The sequence below is a fragment of the Streptomyces rubiginosohelvolus genome (assembly GCF_014649875.1).
Lineage (GTDB): Bacteria > Actinomycetota > Actinomycetes > Streptomycetales > Streptomycetaceae > Streptomyces > Streptomyces rubiginosohelvolus.
The window spans coordinates 107,680-123,753 of record NZ_BMTW01000010.1 but is presented as its reverse complement, the minus strand read 5'-3'; the positions used below and the strand labels follow the sequence as shown (position 1 = coordinate 123,753).

General features: G+C 70.3%; 15 protein-coding genes. 6 read left to right on the top strand and 9 right to left on the bottom strand.

Annotated elements, in window-relative coordinates; translation table 11 throughout:
* Positions 1 to 6: 6 nt before the first annotated feature.
* A complete protein-coding gene (locus IE134_RS22340; protein WP_029182345.1) occupies positions 7 to 960 on the bottom strand; it encodes a heme o synthase in 954 nt (317 codons plus the stop codon).
* Positions 961 to 1,246: 286 nt separating this feature from the next.
* Here IE134_RS22340 and tkt point away from each other — a divergent pair, with 286 nt between their 5' ends.
* The 6 genes from tkt to IE134_RS22310 all read left to right on the top strand — a co-directional run bounded on the left by tkt (position 1,247) and on the right by IE134_RS22310 (position 8,276).
* Complete coding sequence (gene tkt, locus IE134_RS22335) at positions 1,247 to 3,334, top strand: transketolase (protein ID WP_097886095.1); 2,088 nt, start codon at positions 1,247 to 1,249, stop codon at positions 3,332 to 3,334.
* A gap of 34 nt (positions 3,335 to 3,368) precedes the next feature.
* Positions 3,369 to 4,487 (top strand): transaldolase, encoded by a 1,119-nt coding sequence (gene tal, locus IE134_RS22330; RefSeq protein WP_030713318.1) that lies wholly within the window; start codon positions 3,369 to 3,371, stop codon positions 4,485 to 4,487.
* Between the two features lie 5 nt (positions 4,488 to 4,492).
* Entirely contained in the window at positions 4,493 to 6,025 is a 1,533-nt protein-coding gene (zwf, locus tag IE134_RS22325; protein ID WP_032784434.1) for a glucose-6-phosphate dehydrogenase, read from the top strand.
* Positions 6,022 to 7,062, top strand: a complete 1,041-nt coding sequence (gene opcA, locus IE134_RS22320) for a glucose-6-phosphate dehydrogenase assembly protein OpcA (RefSeq protein ID WP_030713314.1) — start codon at positions 6,022 to 6,024, stop codon at positions 7,060 to 7,062. The genes zwf and opcA overlap by 4 nt, the downstream gene beginning before the upstream one ends.
* Positions 7,059 to 7,841 carry a 6-phosphogluconolactonase gene (gene pgl / locus IE134_RS22315; RefSeq protein WP_032784436.1) on the top strand — a complete coding sequence of 261 codons (783 nt, stop codon included), beginning with the start codon at positions 7,059 to 7,061 and terminating at the stop codon, positions 7,839 to 7,841. Before opcA ends, pgl begins: the two co-directional genes overlap by 4 nt.
* A 72-nt stretch (positions 7,842 to 7,913) precedes the next feature.
* Positions 7,914 to 8,276 carry a VOC family protein gene (locus IE134_RS22310; RefSeq protein ID WP_030713309.1) on the top strand — a complete coding sequence of 121 codons (363 nt, stop codon included), beginning with the start codon at positions 7,914 to 7,916 and terminating at the stop codon, positions 8,274 to 8,276.
* A 12-nt stretch (positions 8,277 to 8,288) separates the two neighbouring features.
* Here IE134_RS22310 and IE134_RS22305 read toward each other — a convergent pair whose 3' ends face one another.
* The 8 genes from IE134_RS22305 to gap all read right to left on the bottom strand — a co-directional run bounded on the left by IE134_RS22305 (position 8,289) and on the right by gap (position 16,069).
* Entirely contained in the window at positions 8,289 to 9,806 is a 1,518-nt protein-coding gene (locus IE134_RS22305; protein WP_030713306.1) for a PH domain-containing protein, read from the bottom strand.
* On the bottom strand, positions 9,803 to 10,309 hold the full coding sequence (locus IE134_RS22300; protein WP_098019763.1) for a PH domain-containing protein: 507 nt from the start codon (positions 10,307 to 10,309) through the stop codon (positions 9,803 to 9,805). Before IE134_RS22300 ends, IE134_RS22305 begins: the two co-directional genes overlap by 4 nt.
* 4 nt (positions 10,310 to 10,313) lie before the next feature.
* Complete coding sequence (gene pgi, locus IE134_RS22295) at positions 10,314 to 11,972, bottom strand: glucose-6-phosphate isomerase (protein WP_030713303.1); 1,659 nt, start codon at positions 11,970 to 11,972, stop codon at positions 10,314 to 10,316.
* Positions 11,973 to 12,154: 182 nt separating this feature from the next.
* Positions 12,155 to 12,490: an RNA polymerase-binding protein RbpA gene (locus IE134_RS22290; RefSeq protein WP_006123681.1), complete on the bottom strand. Its 336-nt coding sequence runs from the start codon at positions 12,488 to 12,490 to the stop codon at positions 12,155 to 12,157.
* 111 nt (positions 12,491 to 12,601) lie between these two features.
* On the bottom strand, positions 12,602 to 12,835 hold the full coding sequence (secG, locus tag IE134_RS22285) for a preprotein translocase subunit SecG (RefSeq protein ID WP_010061274.1): 234 nt from the start codon (positions 12,833 to 12,835) through the stop codon (positions 12,602 to 12,604).
* A gap of 115 nt (positions 12,836 to 12,950) precedes the next feature.
* On the bottom strand, positions 12,951 to 13,727 hold the full coding sequence (gene tpiA, locus IE134_RS22280) for a triose-phosphate isomerase (protein ID WP_030713301.1): 777 nt from the start codon (positions 13,725 to 13,727) through the stop codon (positions 12,951 to 12,953).
* A 6-nt stretch (positions 13,728 to 13,733) separates the two neighbouring features.
* A complete protein-coding gene (locus IE134_RS22275; protein ID WP_030713298.1) occupies positions 13,734 to 14,945 on the bottom strand; it encodes a phosphoglycerate kinase in 1,212 nt (403 codons plus the stop codon).
* Between the two features lie 113 nt (positions 14,946 to 15,058).
* The gene (gene gap, locus IE134_RS22270) at positions 15,059 to 16,069 is read right to left on the bottom strand and encodes a type I glyceraldehyde-3-phosphate dehydrogenase (protein WP_010061271.1); all 1,011 of its coding nucleotides are present in this window, start codon (positions 16,067 to 16,069) and stop codon (positions 15,059 to 15,061) included.
* Between the last annotated feature and the right edge of the window lie 5 nt (positions 16,070 to 16,074).

Genomic DNA, 16,074 nt, shown 5'->3' with positions numbered 1-16,074 from the left:
GGGGTGTCAGCGGAGGAAGGGGTCCACCGCGACGGCCAGGAAGAGGAGCGAGACGTAGGTGATGGACCAGTGGAAGAGCCGCATCTCCTTGAGCTTGGCCCCGGTCACCCCGGCCTTGGCGCGGTTCTGCAGGCCGTGGGCCTCCCAGAGCCAGGCGCCGCCGGAGAGCAGCGCCACCGCGGTGTAGAACCAGCCGGTGTAGCCCAGCGGGGTGAGCAGCAGCGAGACCGCGACCATCACCCAGCTGTAGAGGACGATCTGCTTGGCGACCACCCGGTTGGTGGCGACGACCGGGAGCATCGGGACGCCGACCCGGGCGTAGTCGTCCTTGACCTTCATCGACAGCGGCCAGTAATGCGGCGGCGTCCAGAAGAAGATGACGGCGAAGAGGATGACGGCGGCCCAGGAGACCGTGTTCGTCACGGCCGACCAGCCGATGAGGACCGGCATGCAGCCCGCGATACCGCCCCAGACGATGTTCTGGGAGGTGCGGCGCTTCAGCAGCATCGTGTAGACGACGACGTAGAAGAGCAGCGCGCCGAGCGCGAGGGCGGCCGAGAGCCAGTTGACCAGCAGCCCGAACCAGAGCGTGGAGAACACCGCGAGGCCGATGCCGAAGGCCAGGCATTCGCGGGGGCTGACCATGCCCGTGACCAGCGGGCGCTGGGACGTACGGTCCATCAGCGCGTCGATGTCCCGGTCGATGTACATGTTGAGCGCGTTGGCGCCGCCCGCGGAGAGGTATCCCCCGATGGTGGTCGTGAGAACGAGCCACAGGTCGGGTACACCCTGGGCAGCGAGGAACATCACCGGAACGGTGGTGATGAGCAGCAGCTCGATGATCCGTGGCTTGGTAAGCGCCACGAATGCCTTGACGCGGGCCCCGAACGGGCGATGGCCCCCTGGGCTGGGAGTCAAGGCGACCCCTGCGGGTCGGGACTCGACGGCCGTCACGCACACCCCTGACAGAGAAATCCCAGCAAGCTCCGGGCATGGAGGCCCTTGTGAAGACTTGCGCGAACTCGACCACTCTAGACGTTGGGGATACACCGCCCTTCGCGGGGGTGGGGTCGTGTTGGGGGTGACTGTTCGCCGGATGTGCATTCCGCCGGGAGGCGAACTCCACGGGTCGCCCACACCCTGGAAAGTGCACGGAAAGTGCGCCCGGCAACGGGGGTAGGCTCGACAGCGCCCGGTGCGGTAACGGTCACCGGTTTACAACAGTGGAGAGGAGCCCTGACTCAGGGTGAGCATCAAGCCGACCACCACAGACCTCCAGTGGACCGATGTGGACCAGCGGGCCGTGGACACCGCCCGCGTCCTCGCTGCGGACGCCGTACAGAAAGTCGGGAACGGCCACCCGGGCACGGCGATGAGCCTGGCTCCTGCCGCGTACACCCTGTTCCAGAAGGTGATGCGGCACGACCCCGCGGACGCCGAGTGGACCGGTCGCGACCGCTTCGTCCTCTCCGCCGGCCACTCCAGCCTGACGCTCTACATCCAGCTCTACCTGGCCGGCTACGGGCTGGAGCTGGACGACCTGAAGGCCTTCCGCACCTGGGGCTCCAAGACCCCGGGCCACCCGGAGTACGGCCACACCACCGGGGTCGAGACGACGACCGGGCCGCTGGGCCAGGGTGTCGCCAACGCGGTGGGCATGGCGATGGCCGCCCGCTACGAGCGCGGCCTGTTCGACCCCGAGGCGGCCCCCGGCACCTCCCCCTTCGACCACATGGTGTGGGCCATCGCCGGCGACGGCTGCCTCCAGGAGGGCATCTCGGCCGAGGCGTCCTCGCTGGCCGGGCACCAGAAGCTGGGCAACCTGGTCCTGCTCTGGGACGACAACCACATCTCCATCGAGGGTGACACGGAGACCGCGGTCTCCGAGGACACCATCAAGCGGTACGAGGCGTACGGCTGGCACGTGCAACGTGTCGACCAGTTGCCGAGCGGCGACCTGGACCCGGCGGGTCTGTACGCGGCGCTGCAGGCGGCGAAGGCCGAGACCGAGCGCCCCTCGTTCATCGCGGCCCGCTCGATCATCGCCTGGCCCGCCCCGAACGCCCAGAACACCGAGGCCGCGCACGGCTCGGCGCTCGGCGACGACGAGGTCGCGGCGACCAAGCGGGTCCTCGGCTTCGACCCGGAGCAGACCTTCGAGGTCTCCGCCGAGGTCATCGGCCACACCCGCGAGGCCCTGGACCGCGGCCGCGAGGCCCGTGCCGAGTGGGACAAGTCGTTCGCCGCGTGGCGCACGGCCAACCCGGAGCGCGCCGCCTCCTTCGACCGGATCGCCGCGGGCGAGCTGCCCGAGGGCTGGGAGGAGAAGCTCCCCGTCTTCGAGCCCGGCAAGGGTCTGGCCACCCGGGCCGCCTCCGGCAAGGTGCTCCAGGCGCTCGGTGAGATCGTGCCCGAGCTGTGGGGCGGCTCCGCCGACCTCGCGGGCTCGAACAACACGACGATCGACAAGACGTCGTCGTTCCTCCCGGCGGGCAACCCGCTGCCGGAGGCCGACCCGTACGGCCGCACGATCCACTTCGGCATCCGCGAGCACGCGATGGCCGCCGCGATGAACGGCATCGCGCTGCACGGCAACACCCGCATCTACGGCGGCACCTTCCTGGTGTTCTCCGACTACATGCGCAACGCGGTGCGGCTCTCCGCGCTGATGCACCTGCCGGTGACGTACGTGTGGACGCACGACTCGATCGGTCTCGGCGAGGACGGCCCGACCCACCAGCCGGTCGAGCACCTGGCCTCGCTGCGCGCCATCCCGGGCCTGAACATCGTGCGCCCGGCCGACGCCAACGAGACCGCCATCGCCTGGCGCGAGATCCTGCGCCGCTACACCAAGGTGTTCGGCAAGGGCACCCCGCACGGTCTGGCGCTGACCCGCCAGGGCGTGCCGACGTACGAGGCGAACGAGGACGCGGCCAAGGGCGGTTACGTCCTGTTCGAGGCCGAAGGTGGCGAGCCGCAGGTGCTGCTCATCGCGACCGGTTCCGAGGTGCACGTCGCCGTCGAGGCGCGCGAGCAGCTCCAGGCGGCCGGTGTGCCGACCCGGGTGGTCTCGATGCCGTCGGTCGAGTGGTTCGAGGAGCAGGACCAGGGTTACAAGGACAGCGTGCTGCCGCCGTCGGTGAAGGCGCGCGTCGCCGTCGAGGCGGGCATCGGCCTGACCTGGTACCGGTACGTGGGCGACGCCGGCCGGATCGTCTCGCTGGAGCACTTCGGGGCCTCCGCCGACGCGAAGGTGCTGTTCCGCGAGTTCGGCTTCACGCCGGAGCACGTGGCCGCCGCCGCGCGGGAATCTCTCGAAGCCGCAGCACGCTGACGCCGGTAGATACGACTAGTAGGAGATGCAACTCATGACAGACGCACTCAAGCGCCTCTCCGACGAGGGCGTGGCGATCTGGCTCGACGACCTGTCGCGCAAGCGGATCACGTCCGGCAACCTGGCCGAACTGATCGACCAGAGCCATGTCGTCGGCGTCACCACCAACCCGTCGATCTTCCAGAAGGCGATCTCGCAGGGCGACGGTTACGAGCAGCAGCTCACCGACCTCGCCGCCCGCAAGGTCACCGTCGAGGAAGCGGTCCGCATGATCACGACGGCGGACGTCCGCGACGCCGCCGACATCCTGCGCCCGGTCTTCGACGCCACCGACGGCCAGGACGGCCGGGTCTCCATCGAGGTGGACCCGCGTCTGGCCCACAACACCCTGGCCACCACCGCCGAGGCCAAGCAGCTGGCCTGGCTGGTCGACCGGCCGAACACGCTCATCAAGATCCCGGCCACCAAGGCGGGCCTCCCGGCGATCACCGAGACGATCGGCCGGGGCATCAGCGTCAACGTGACGCTGATCTTCTCGCTGGAGCGCTACCGCGCGGTCATGGACGCCTACCTGGCGGGCCTGGAGAAGGCGAAGGCCGCGGGCCTGGACCTCTCCAAGATCCACTCGGTGGCGTCCTTCTTCGTGTCCCGCGTGGACACCGAGATCGACAAGCGTCTGGACGCTATCGGCTCCGACGAGGCGAAGGCCGCCAAGGGCAAGTCCGCCCTGGCCAACGCCCGCCTGGCCTACGAGGCGTACGAGGAGGTCTTCTCCTCCGACCGCTGGACGGCCCTGGACAAGGCGCAGGCCAACAAGCAGCGTCCGCTGTGGGCCTCGACCGGCGTCAAGGACCCGTCGCTGAAGGACACGCTGTACGTCGACGACCTGGTGGCGCCGAACACGGTGAACACCATGCCGGAGGCGACGCTGGAGGCGGTGGCCGACCACGGCGAGATCACCGGCAACACCGTCGCCGGCGGCTACGACCAGGCGCGCGCGGACCTGGACGCCATCAAGAAGCTCGGCATCTCGTACGACGAGGTCGTACAGCTGCTGGAGGACGAGGGCGTCGAGAAGTTCGAGGCGTCCTGGAACGACCTGCTCAAGTCGACCGAGGCGGAGCTTTCGCGCCTCGCCCCCTCGGAGGGCTGACCACTTTGTCTGCTGTTCCCGGAGCCAACCCGCTCCGTGACGCACAGGACCGACGGCTCCCGCGTATCGCGGGGCCGTCGGGCCTGGTCATCTTTGGCGTCACGGGCGATTTGTCCCGTAAAAAGCTGATGCCCGCCGTCTACGACCTGGCCAATCGCGGCCTGCTGCCGCCGGGCTTCTCGCTCATCGGCTTCGCGCGCCGCGACTGGGAGGACGAGGACTTCGCGCAGGTCGTCCATGACGCCGTCAAGGAGCACGCCCGTACGCCGTTCCGCGAGGAGGTCTGGCAGCAGCTCATCCAGGGGATGCGCTTCGTCCAGGGCAACTTCGACGACGACGAGGCGTTCGAGACGCTGAAGGCGACCATCGAGGAGCTCGACAAGGCACAGGGGACGGGCGGCAACTTCGCCTTCTACCTCTCCGTGCCGCCGAAGTTCTTCCCCAAGGTCGTCCAGCAGCTCAAGAAGCACGGCCTGGCCGACCAGAAGGAGGGCTCCTGGCGGCGTGCCGTCATCGAGAAGCCGTTCGGTCACGACCTGGCCAGCGCGCAGGAGCTCAACCAGCTCGTGCACGACGTCTTCCCGCCCAACGAGGTCTTCCGGATCGACCACTACCTGGGGAAGGAGACGGTCCAGAACATCCTGGCGCTGCGGTTCGCCAACACGATGTGGGAGCCGATCTGGAACCGGTCCTACGTCGACCACGTACAGATCACGATGGCCGAGGACATCGGCATCGGCGGCCGGGCCGGCTACTACGACGGCATCGGCGCCGCCCGTGACGTCATCCAGAACCACCTGCTCCAGCTGCTGGCGCTGACCGCGATGGAGGAGCCCGGCTCCTTCCACCCGAAGGCCCTGGTCGCCGAGAAGCTCAAGGTGCTCACCGCCGTCGAGCTGCCCGAGGACCTCGGACTGCACACCGTGCGCGCCCAGTACGAGCACGCCTGGCAGGGCGGCCAGGAGGTCCTCGGCTACTGCGAGGAGGACGGCATCGACCCCAAGTCGACGACCGACACCTACGCGGCGATCAAGCTGACGATCAACAACCGCCGCTGGGCGGGGGTTCCGTTCTACCTCCGCACCGGAAAGCGGCTCGGCCGCCGGGTCACGGAGATCGCGGTCGTCTTCAAGCGCGCCCCCTACCTGCCCTTCGAGTCGAGCGCGACCGAGGAGCTGGGCGGCAACGCCCTGGTCATCCGGGTCCAGCCCGACGAGGGCGTCACCGTGCGCTTCGGCTCCAAGGTGCCCGGCACCTCGATGGAGGTCCGGGACGTCACGATGGACTTCGCGTACGGCGAGTCGTTCACGGAGTCCAGCCCGGAGGCGTACGAGCGGCTCCTCCTGGACGTGCTGCTCGGCGACGCCAACCTCTTCCCCCGCCACCAGGAGGTCGAACTCTCCTGGACCATCCTCGACCCGATCGAGGAGTACTGGGACAAGCACGGCAAGCCCGCGAAGTACGCGGCCGGCACCTGGGGTCCGGCCGAGGCCGACGAGATGCTCGCACGTGACGGACGGAGCTGGAGGCGGCCATGAAGATCGATCTCACGGAAACCACGTCCAGCAAGATCAACCAGGCGCTGGTCTCGGCCCGCCGGGCGATCGGCACCCCCGCCATCGGCATGGTGCTCACGCTGGTCATCGTCACCGACGAGGAGAACGCGTACGACGCGCTCAAGTCGGCCGGTGACGCCTCGCGCGAGCACCCCTCGCGGATCATCGCGGTGATCAAGCGGGTCAGCCGCTCGCCGCGGGCCCGCCGGGACGCCCGGCTCGACGCCGAGGTCCGGGTCGGTTCCGACGCGGGCACCGGCGAGACCGTCGTCCTGCGCCTCCACGGCGAACTGGCCAACCACGCCCAGTCGGTGGTCCTGCCGCTGCTGCTGCCGGACGCCCCGGTCGTGGTGTGGTGGCCCGAGGACGCGCCCGCCGACCCGGCGAAGGACCCGCTCGGGGCCCTCGCCCAGCGCAGGATCACCGACACCTACTCCGCCGAGCGTCCGCTCGACGAGCTGGCGGTGCGGGCGGCGACGTACAGCCCCGGCGACACCGATCTGGCCTGGACCCGCATCACGCCGTGGCGCTCGATGCTGGCCGCCGCGCTGGACCAGCAGCCGGCCGAGGTCATCGGCGCGACCGTCGAGGGCGAGAGCGACAACCCGAGCTGCGAGCTGCTCGCCATGTGGCTTGCGGACCGGCTCGGCGCCCCGGTGGAGCGCACCCACTCCGCGGGACCGGGCCTCACCGCGGTCCGGATGGAGACGAAGAACGGCGTCATCGTCCTGGACCGGGCCGACGGTTCGCTGGCCACGCTCTCCATGCAGAACCAGCCCGACCGCGCGGTGGCGCTCAAGCGCCGGGACACCTCCGAGCTGCTGGCGGAGGAACTGCGCCGGCTCGACCCGGACAACACCTACGCCTCGGCGGTGAAGTTCGGCGTCGACAAGCTGCACTCGGGCGGCGAGGTCACGGCCACGCCGGTCGGCGGCGCCGCGGACCAGGCGGACAAGCCCGCCGAGGCCAAGGCTCCCGCCGCGAAGAAGGCCCCGGCCAAGAAGGCGGCGTCGAAGTGACGCCTCCCCAACTGGTCGTCCACCGCGACAAGGAGCTGATGGCCCAGGCCGCGGCGGCCCGGCTGATCACGAAGATCGTGGACGCCCAGGCCTCCCGGGGCCACGCCTCGGTGGTGCTGACGGGCGGGCGCAACGGCAACGGCCTGCTGGCCGCGCTCGCCGCCGCGCCCGCCCGGGACGCGGTGGACTGGTCGCGCCTGGACCTGTGGTGGGGCGACGAACGGTTCCTGCCCGAGGGCGACCCGGAGCGCAATGTCACCCAGGCCCGCGAGGCGCTGCTCGACGCGGTGCCGCTGGACCCGGCCCGGGTGCACGCGATGCCCGCGTCCGACGGCCCGTACGGCGACGACGCGGACGCCGCCGCAGCCGGTTACGCCGACGAGCTGGCCGCTGCCGCGGGTCCCGAGGACCACGGACCGGTGCCCACGTTCGACGTGCTGATGCTGGGCGTCGGGCCGGACACGCATGTGGCCTCGCTCTTCCCGGAGCTGCCCGCGGTACGGGAGACCGAGCGCACCGTGGTCGGTGTGCACGGGGCGCCCAAGCCGCCGCCGGTCCGGGTCTCGCTCACGCTGCCGGCGATCCGTGCGGCGCGCGAGGTGTGGCTGCTCGCGGCGGGCGAGGACAAGGCGGAAGCGGCGGCCATCGCGCTGTCCGGGGCCGGGGAGATCCAGGCCCCGGCGGCGGGCGCGTACGGCCGCAGCCGCACGCTGTGGCTGCTGGACGCGGCGGCGGCCTCGCAGCTGCCGCGCGCGCTCTACCCTCCGGCCTCCGCCTGAGCGTTCACTCCCTGAAGGCCCGGTCCGCTTGTCTTGAGCGGACCGGGCCTTCGGCGTGAAAGGCTCGGCCCCATGGTGCATATCGGAACCGTGGTGATGGGCGCGACCGACGTGAGCAGGGCCGCCGCCTTCTGGAAGGCCGCGCTCACGTACACCGAGCGTGAGCCGGGGACGGACGACTGGGTGGTGCTGGTCCCGGTCGAAGGGCCCGGCGTCGGCGTGGCGCTGGGGCGCTCCACCTCCCCCGTGCAGGAGGTCCCGCGGGTCCACCTGGACCTCTACTCGGACGAGCAGGAGGCCGAGGTGGAGCGCCTGATGGGCCTGGGCGCCGAGCGGGTCGCGTGGGAGCTCTACCCGCCGGACCCGGATTTCGTGGTGCTCGCCGACCCCGAGGGCAACCGCTTCTGCGTCATCGACACGACGCACGGCGGCTGACCGCCCCGGGCCTCAGGCGCCCCTCGGGGACCGCTCCAGGAAGGGCTCCAGCAGCCCCGGGACCGCCTCGGCGGCGAAGGTCAGGCCCTCGGAGGCGTCAGTGTCGTACGCCGTGTACGCGCCGCCCCCGGCGGCCGTGGTGGCTGTGACGCTCAGCAGGCCTGCCCGGCGCTGGAACACCGACTGCTTGACCGTCCAGCCGATCACGCCGGCCCGTTCCAGGGCGGCCGTGGAGCGGCGGAGCGTGCCGGAGCGGGTGACCAGATAGCGGCCGGAGAGCGCGTGGCCGAGGGCCCGGTACGCGTCCAGGGCGAGCATCACCGCCACGGGGACGGCCGCCACCGCGCAGCCGAGCGCGATCCACAGCAGCACGGGCGTGAGCAGCGCCCCGAGCAGGGTCAGGATCAGGACCGGGCCGAGGACCGCGGCGAGCGACCAGCGCAGCCGGCGGCCCCGGGCGGCGCGTGGGTGCGGGGTGAGCGTCGCGCCGGTCGGGGTGTCCGCCTCGCGCAGGACGTCGGCGGCGACGGTGTCGGCGCGGGTCCGGGGCGCGGCCGGGAGCAGGGTGTTGTGGTCGGCGTTCCTGGCCTCGTGGTCCTTGGCCAGGCCGGTGGTGATGGCGTCGAGGCGGGCCGCGCCGAGCAGCCGGACGCCCAGCGGCTCGACCAGGTCGACGCCGCGCAGCCGGGCCTCCTCGACGGAGATGGACCGGGAGGTGAACAGCCCGCGCCGGACCCGCAGCGTGCCGCCCGGTTCGCGCTCCAGGCGGTAGTTCCACCACATCTCGATCCAGAGGCCGAGCGCCCCGACGACACCCGCGACGAGGGCGGCCAGGACCAGGGCGATGATCGTCCAGAGCAGCGGGGTCTCCCGGAAGCGATCGCCGACCCACTCGATGACCTGGCCCTGGGCCCCGACCCATTCGCTGACCTGCATCACGGCCCCGGCGGCGGCCCCGCCGAGCATGGGGGCGACGAAGGAGACCGGGGCGTAGCGGATCCAGCGGGGGTCCAGGACGGCCAGTTCGCCCTCGTGGTGGACGCCGCCGGCCGGTGTGGTGGCGGCGCGGTCCAGGAGGAGGCGGCGCAGCCGTTCGCCCTCGGCGCGGGTGACCGGGTCCAGTTCGAGGGTGGACTCGGAGCCCTGTTCGCCGGTGCCGATCCGGACGGTGACCAGGCCGAGGAGGCGGAGCATCGGGTTGGCGGTGAGGTCGACCGTACGGACGCGGTCGCGGGCCAGGGAGCGGCGTTTGACGAGGAGGAGGCCGGTGTGGAGGTCGACGTGCTCCTGGCCGATGCGGTAGCGGGTGCGGTGCCAGCGGACCCGGTCGGCGCCCGCCGCGACCCCGATGACCAGGACGGCTCCGGCGAGCACCTGGAGCACGGCGACGGGGAGGCTGAACCAGCGGGTCAGCCCGAGCGTGAGGGGGACGGCGGCGCCCGCGACGACCCCCGCCACGACGAGTGCGGTGACCAGGACCGTACGGGGGTCGAGGCGGCGCCAGTCGGCGGGCGGGGCGACGGTGCTCATGTGGCGTCGCCGGGGGTGTCGCGGGTGATGCGCGTGAGCCGCTCGGCCAGGTCGGCGGCGACCTCGTGGTCCAGGCCCTCGATCCGTACCGCGCCCTTGGCTGAGGCGGTGGTGACCGTGACGGTGGCGAGCCGGAAGAGCTGCTCCAGCGGGCCCCGTACGGTGTCCACGGTCTGGATCCGGGACATCGGGGCGATCCGCCACTCCTGCCAGAAGAAGCCGGTGAGGACGTACACCGCGTCCTCGGTGACCTCCCAGCGGTGCGTGCGGAACCACCACAGGGGGAAGAGGACGGCGGTCGCCGTGCCCGCCGCGGCCAGGACCGCGGCGGGCAGCAGCAGCCAGAAACGGGCCGGCTCGATCAGCGCGCCCAGCACCGCGAGCGGCACGACGGGCACGGCGGTCATCAGCAGCCACTGGGCCCGCCACCAGCCGACGGCGCGCTCGTTCAGCGTGTTGCGCGGCGGCCGCAGCCGGACCGTCTCCCCCTCCCCCTGTGGCATCGGCTCAGCGCCCGCGCAGGGTGCGGTAGGCGTCGACCAGGGCGGCGGTGGAGCTGTCGAGCTGCCCGGCGTCCGCTCCCCCGTCACCGGTCAGCAGCGGTTCGATCTTCTTGGCGAGGACCTTGCCGAGCTCGACGCCCCACTGGTCGAAGGAGTCGATGTTCCAGATGGCGCCCTGGACGAAGACCTTGTGCTCGTACAGCGCGATGAGCTGGCCGAGGACCGAGGGGGTCAGTTTGTCGGCGAGGATCGTCGTCGTGGGGTGGTTGCCCCGGAACGTCTTGTGCGGGACCAGCTCCTCGGGCACGCCCTCCGCCCGGACCTCCTCGGGCGTCTTGCCGAAGGCGAGGGCCTGTGTCTGGGCGAAGAAGTTGGCCATCAGCAGGTCGTGCTGGGCGATGAGGCCGGGCAGCAGGTCGTGGACCGGGGCGGCGAAGCCGATGAAGTCCGCCGGGATGAGCTTGGTGCCCTGGTGGATCAACTGGTAGTAGGCGTGCTGCCCGTTGGTGCCGGGCGTGCCCCAGACGACCGGGCCGGTCTGCCAGTCGACGCGGTCGCCCTCGCGGTCGACGGACTTGCCGTTGGACTCCATGTCGAGCTGCTGGAGATACGCGGTGAACTTGGACAGGTAGTGGCTGTAGGGCAGCACCGCGTGCGACTGGGCGTCGAAGAAGTTGCCGTACCAGACGCCGAGGAGGCCCAGCAGGAGCGGGGCGTTCTCCTCGGCGGGGGCGGTCCGGAAGTGCTCGTCGACGAGGTGGAAGCCCTCCAGCATCTCGCGGAAGCGGTCCGGGCCGATGGCGACCATCAGCGAGAGGCCGATCGCCGAGTCGTAGCTGTAGCGGCCGCCGACCCAGTCCCAGAACTCGAACATGTTGGCCGTGTCGATGCCGAACTCTTCGACCTTCTCCGCGTTGGTCGACAGCGCCACGAAGTGCTTCGCGACGGCGTCCTGACCGGCCCTCAGCTCGGTCAGCAGCCAGTCCCGGGCGGAGGTGGCGTTGGTGATGGTCTCGATCGTCGTGAACGTCTTGGAGGCGATGACGAACAGCGTCTCGGCCGGGTCGAGATCTCGGACGGCCTCGTGGAGGTCGGCGCCGTCGACGTTGGAGACGAAGCGGAGGGTGAGGTCGCGGTCCGTGAAGGAGCGCAGCACCTCGTACGCCATGGCGGGGCCGAGGTCGGAGCCGCCGATGCCGATGTTGACGATGTTCTTGACCGGCTTGCCGGTGTGGCCGGTCCACTGCCCGGAGCGGACCTGGTCGGCGAAGGAGGCCATCTTGTCCAGGACGGCGTGCACCGCCGGGACGACGTTCTCCCCGTCGACCTCGACGACCGCGTCGCGCGGGGCGCGGAGCGCGGTGTGCAGGACCGCCCGGTCCTCGGTGGTGTTGATCTTCTCGCCGCGGAACATCGCGTCCCGCAGCTCCGCGACCCCGGTGGCGGCGGCCAGCTCGCGCAGCAGGCGCAGCGTCTCGTCGGTGACCAGGTGCTTGGAGTAGTCGAGGTGGAGGTCGCCGACCCGCAGGGTGTAGGCGGTGCCCCGCTCCGGCTGCCGCGCGAACAGCTCGCGCAGCCGGGGTGCGCCGAGCTCCTCACGGTGCTTGGCGAGGGCCGTCCACTCGGGCGTCTGGTTGAGCTTGGTTCGGCTTGCTGCGTTCATCCGGGATATCAGCCCACTTCTCACTCGTCATCAGCATCCCCGCTGCCCCTCCAACCTAATTGATCGAGGAGGCCGACGGCGTGGAGGAGGGCGGTGGCGCGGGAACGCGATACGGCCGGACACCTGTGGGTGTCCGGCCGGTGAACGACTGGGGTTTCCGTGGAGCTGGGCGGGGAGAGATGTCAGATCTCGCCGCGGAGTTTGGCCAGGGCCTCGGCGAGGATCGCCTCGCCGTCCTCGTCGCTGCGCCGCTCGCGTACGTACGCCAGATGCGTCTTGTACGGCTCGGTGCGGGGCGGGTCGGGCGGGCTGTCCTTGTCCTGGCCGGCCGGGAAGCCGCAGCGCGGGCAGTCCCAGGTGTCCGGCACCTGCGCGTCATGGGCGAAGCTCGGCTGCGTCTCGTGCCCGTTCGAGCACCAGAAGGAGATGCGGGCGCGCGGCGCGGATTCACCGCGCTCGGCCTCCCCCATCGGCCCCGCTCCGACCCGGCTTCCCCGGATCGCGTTGCCACTTGCCACGGTCGTAACTCCCTGCGTGATGGTGCTCGAAGGATGCCTCAGTCTACGTAAGGCCCAACGTGCGTCCAGTGGAAGGAGTTACACCGTTACCGGAATCGCGGAACGGGTCGTTCAGTCGAGCTTGATGAGCAGACCGAGGACGACGATGCACGCGAACCAGACCAGACCGACCACCACGGTGATCCGGTCGAGGTTACGCTCGGCGACCGAGGAGCCACCGACGGAGGACTGCATTCCGCCACCGAACATGTCGGAGAGGCCGCCGCCCTTGCCCTTGTGCATGAGCACCAGCAGCATCAGCAGCAGGCTGAAGACGATCAGGGCGATCTGGAACGCCAGAATCACGGCTGGTCCCTACTTTCCGGATTTCTCGAATACTGCCTGTACGTACAGCGGGGGCCGGAGGGTGACCACCCCCTCGGCCCCCGCAAGGGTACGACGGATCGGCGCTACCGCATACTCACTGGTCGCGGAAGCGGACGATCTTGACGAACTCGTCGGCGTCCAGTGCGGCGCCGCCGATGAGGGCGCCGTCCACGTCGGGCTGCGCCATGATCGCGGCGACGTTGCCGGACTTGACGGAGCCGCCGTACTGGATGCGGACGGCGTCGGCCAGCTCCTGCGAGTACAGCTCGGCGAGACGGCCACGGATCGCGCCGCAGACCTCCTGGGCGTCCTCGGGGGTGGCGACCTCGCCGGTCCCGATGGCCCAGACCGGCTCGTAGGCGATGACGATGGTCTCGGCCTGCTCGGCCGGGATGTCCTTCAGGGCGCCGTCGAGCTGCGCGAGGGTGTAGGAGACCTGGTCACCGGCCTTGCGGATGTCCAGGCCCTCGCCGACGCAGAGGATCGGGGTCAGGCCGTTCTTGAAGGCCGCCTTCACCTTGGCGTTGCAGATCTCGTCACTCTCGCCGTGGTACTGGCGGCGCTCGCTGTGGCCGACGGCCACGTAGGTGCAGCGCAGCTTGGCGAGCATGGGGCCGGAGATCTCACCGGTGTACGCGCCGGAGTCGTGCGCCGAGATGTCCTGGGCGCCGTACTTGATCTTCAGCTTGTCGCCGTCGACGAGGGTCTGCACGGAGCGCAGGTCGGTGAAGGGCGCCAGGACGGCGACCTCGACGTCCTCGTAGTCCTTGTCGGTCAGCGCGAAGGAGAGCTTCTGGACGTGGGCGATGGCCTCGAGGTGGTTGAGGTTCATCTTCCAGTTGCCCGCCATCAGCGGGGTGCGGGTGGTCATGAAAGGTCAGTCCTCCAGTGCGGCGAGCCCGGGAAGCGTCTTGCCCTCGAGGTATTCGAGGCTCGCGCCGCCACCGGTCGAAATATGTCCGAAAGCATTCTCGTCGAAGCCCAGGATGCGGACGGCCGCGGCGGAGTCGCCACCGCCGACGACGCTGAAGGCCGGGGAGTCGACGAGCGCCTGGGCGACCGCGCGGGTGCCGTCGGCGAAGTCGGGGTGCTCGAAGACGCCCATCGGGCCGTTCCAGAAGACGGTGGCCGCGTCGGCGAGCTTCGATGCGTAGAGCTTGTTGGTCTCGGGTCCGTTGTCCAGCCCCATCTGGCCGGCCGGCATGGCGTCGGCGGCGACGGTGGTGGGGTGGGCCGGGGCCTTGGTCTTCAGGTCGGGGAAGGCGGGGGCGACGACGACGTCGACGGGGAGGACGAACTCCACGCCCTTCTCCTCGGCCCGGCGCAGGTACTCCTGCACGGCGGGGATCTGGTCCTCCTGGAGCAGCGAGCTGCCGACCTCGTGGCCCTGGGCCTTGAGGAAGGTGTACGCCATGCCGCCGCCGATGAGGATGCGGTCGGCCCGCTCCAGCAGGTGGTCGATCACGCCGAGCTTGTCGGAGACCTTGGCACCGCCGAGGACGACCGCGTACGGGCGCTGGACGTCGGTGGTGAGCTTCTTCAGGACGCCGACCTCGGTGGCGATGAGGTAGCCGGCGTAGTGCGGCAGCCGGGCCGGGAGGTCGAAGACCGAGGCGTGCTTGCGGTGGACGGCACCGAAGCCGTCGCCCACGTAGACGTCGGCGAGCTCGGCCAGCTGATCGGCGAAGGCACCGCGCTCGGCGTCGTCCTTGGAGGTCTCGCCGGGGTTGAAGCGCAGGTTCTCGATGACGGCGACCTGGCCGTCGGCGAGGCCGGCGACCGTGGCGCGGGCGGACTCGCCGACCGTGTCGGTGGCGAAGGCGACGTCGGCGCCGAGGAGTTCACCCAGGCGGGCGGCGGCGGGCGCCAGCGAGAAGGCCGGGTCCGGGGCGCCCTTGGGGCGGCCGAGGTGCGAGGCGACGACGACACGCGCGCCGGCCTCGGCGAGCTTGGCGACCGTCGGGAGGACGGCGCGGATCCGGCCGTCGTCGGTGATCGTGGTGCCGTCGAGCGGCACGTTGAGGTCGGCGCGGACGAATACCCGCTTGCCCGCGACCCCTTCGGCGAGAAGTTCGTCGATCGTCTTCATCTGTTCCGTTTACTCCTTGGAAGGACCGATGAGCATGCTAAGGGGCTCGACCCGCGCTCCGTTGCGCCGGTCGAGCCCCTTCACTCACATCGATGTGCCTGCCGACCCGAGGATCAGAGCTGCTCGCCGACGAAGACCGTGAGGTCGACGAGGCGGTTGGAGTAGCCCCACTCGTTGTCGTACCAGCCGAGGATCTTCACCGAGTTCCCCTCCTGGACCATGGTCAGGGAGGAGTCGAAGGTGCAGGACGACGGGTCGCCGACGATGTCTGAGGAGACGATCGGGTCCTCGGTGTACGTCAGGAAGCCCTTGAGGGCGCCGTCGTCGGAGGCCTTCTTGAACGCGGCGTTGACCTCGTCCTTGGTGACCTCGCGCTGGAGGGTGACGACCAGGTCGGTGGCGGAGCCGGTCGGGACCGGGACGCGCATCGCGATGCCGTCGAGCTTGCCCTTGAGCTGCGGGAGGACCAGAGCGGTGGCCTTCGCGGCACCGGTCGTGGTCGGGATGATGTTCTCGGCGGCGGCGCGGGCGCGGCGCAGGTCCGAGTGCGGGAAGTCCAGGATGCGCTGGTCGTTGGTGTACGCGTGGACCGTCGTCATCAGACCCTTGACGATGCCGAAGTTCTCGTCGAGGACCTTGGCCATCGGCGCCACACAGTTGGTGGTGCAGGAGGCGTTGGAGATGACGTTGTGCTGGGCCGCGTCGTACTGGTCCTGGTTGACGCCCATCACGATGGTGATGTCCTCGTCCTTGGCCGGAGCCGAGATGAGGACCTTCTTGGCGCCGCCCGCGATGTGCTTCTCGGCGTCGGCCTTCTTGGTGAAGATGCCGGTCGACTCGATGACGATGTCGACGCCCAGCTCACCCCAGGGGATGTCGGCCGGGTTGCGCTCGGAGAGCACCTTGATGGTGTGACCATCGACGGTGATGGTGTCGGCGGTGTGGCTGACCTCTGCCTTGAGGCGGCCCAGGATGGTGTCGTACTTCAGCAGGTGTGCAGTGGTCGCAGTGTCACCCAGGTCGTTGACAGCCACGATCTCGATGTCCGCGCCCTGCTCGAGCAGCGCGCGGAAGTAGTTGCGACCGATGCGGCCGAAGCCGTTGATGCCTACGCGGATCGTCACGAACC

What these genes read in the sequence shown, in the direction of transcription:
- tal (WP_030713318.1), top strand. Translation starts at nt 3,369, where the DNA reads ATGACAGACGCACTCAAGCGCCTCTCCGACGAGGGCGTGGCGATCTGG.
- opcA (WP_030713314.1), top strand. Translation starts at nt 6,022, where the DNA reads ATGAAGATCGATCTCACGGAAACCACGTCCAGCAAGATCAACCAGGCG.
- IE134_RS22310 (WP_030713309.1), top strand. Translation starts at nt 7,914, where the DNA reads ATGGTGCATATCGGAACCGTGGTGATGGGCGCGACCGACGTGAGCAGG.
- IE134_RS22305 (WP_030713306.1), bottom strand. Translation starts at nt 9,806, where the DNA reads ATGAGCACCGTCGCCCCGCCCGCCGACTGGCGCCGCCTCGACCCCCGT.
- IE134_RS22300 (WP_098019763.1), bottom strand. Translation starts at nt 10,309, where the DNA reads ATGCCACAGGGGGAGGGGGAGACGGTCCGGCTGCGGCCGCCGCGCAAC.
- pgi (WP_030713303.1), bottom strand. Translation starts at nt 11,972, where the DNA reads ATGAACGCAGCAAGCCGAACCAAGCTCAACCAGACGCCCGAGTGGACG.
- tpiA (WP_030713301.1), bottom strand. Translation starts at nt 13,727, where the DNA reads ATGACCACCCGCACCCCGCTGATGGCGGGCAACTGGAAGATGAACCTC.
- IE134_RS22275 (WP_030713298.1), bottom strand. Translation starts at nt 14,945, where the DNA reads ATGAAGACGATCGACGAACTTCTCGCCGAAGGGGTCGCGGGCAAGCGG.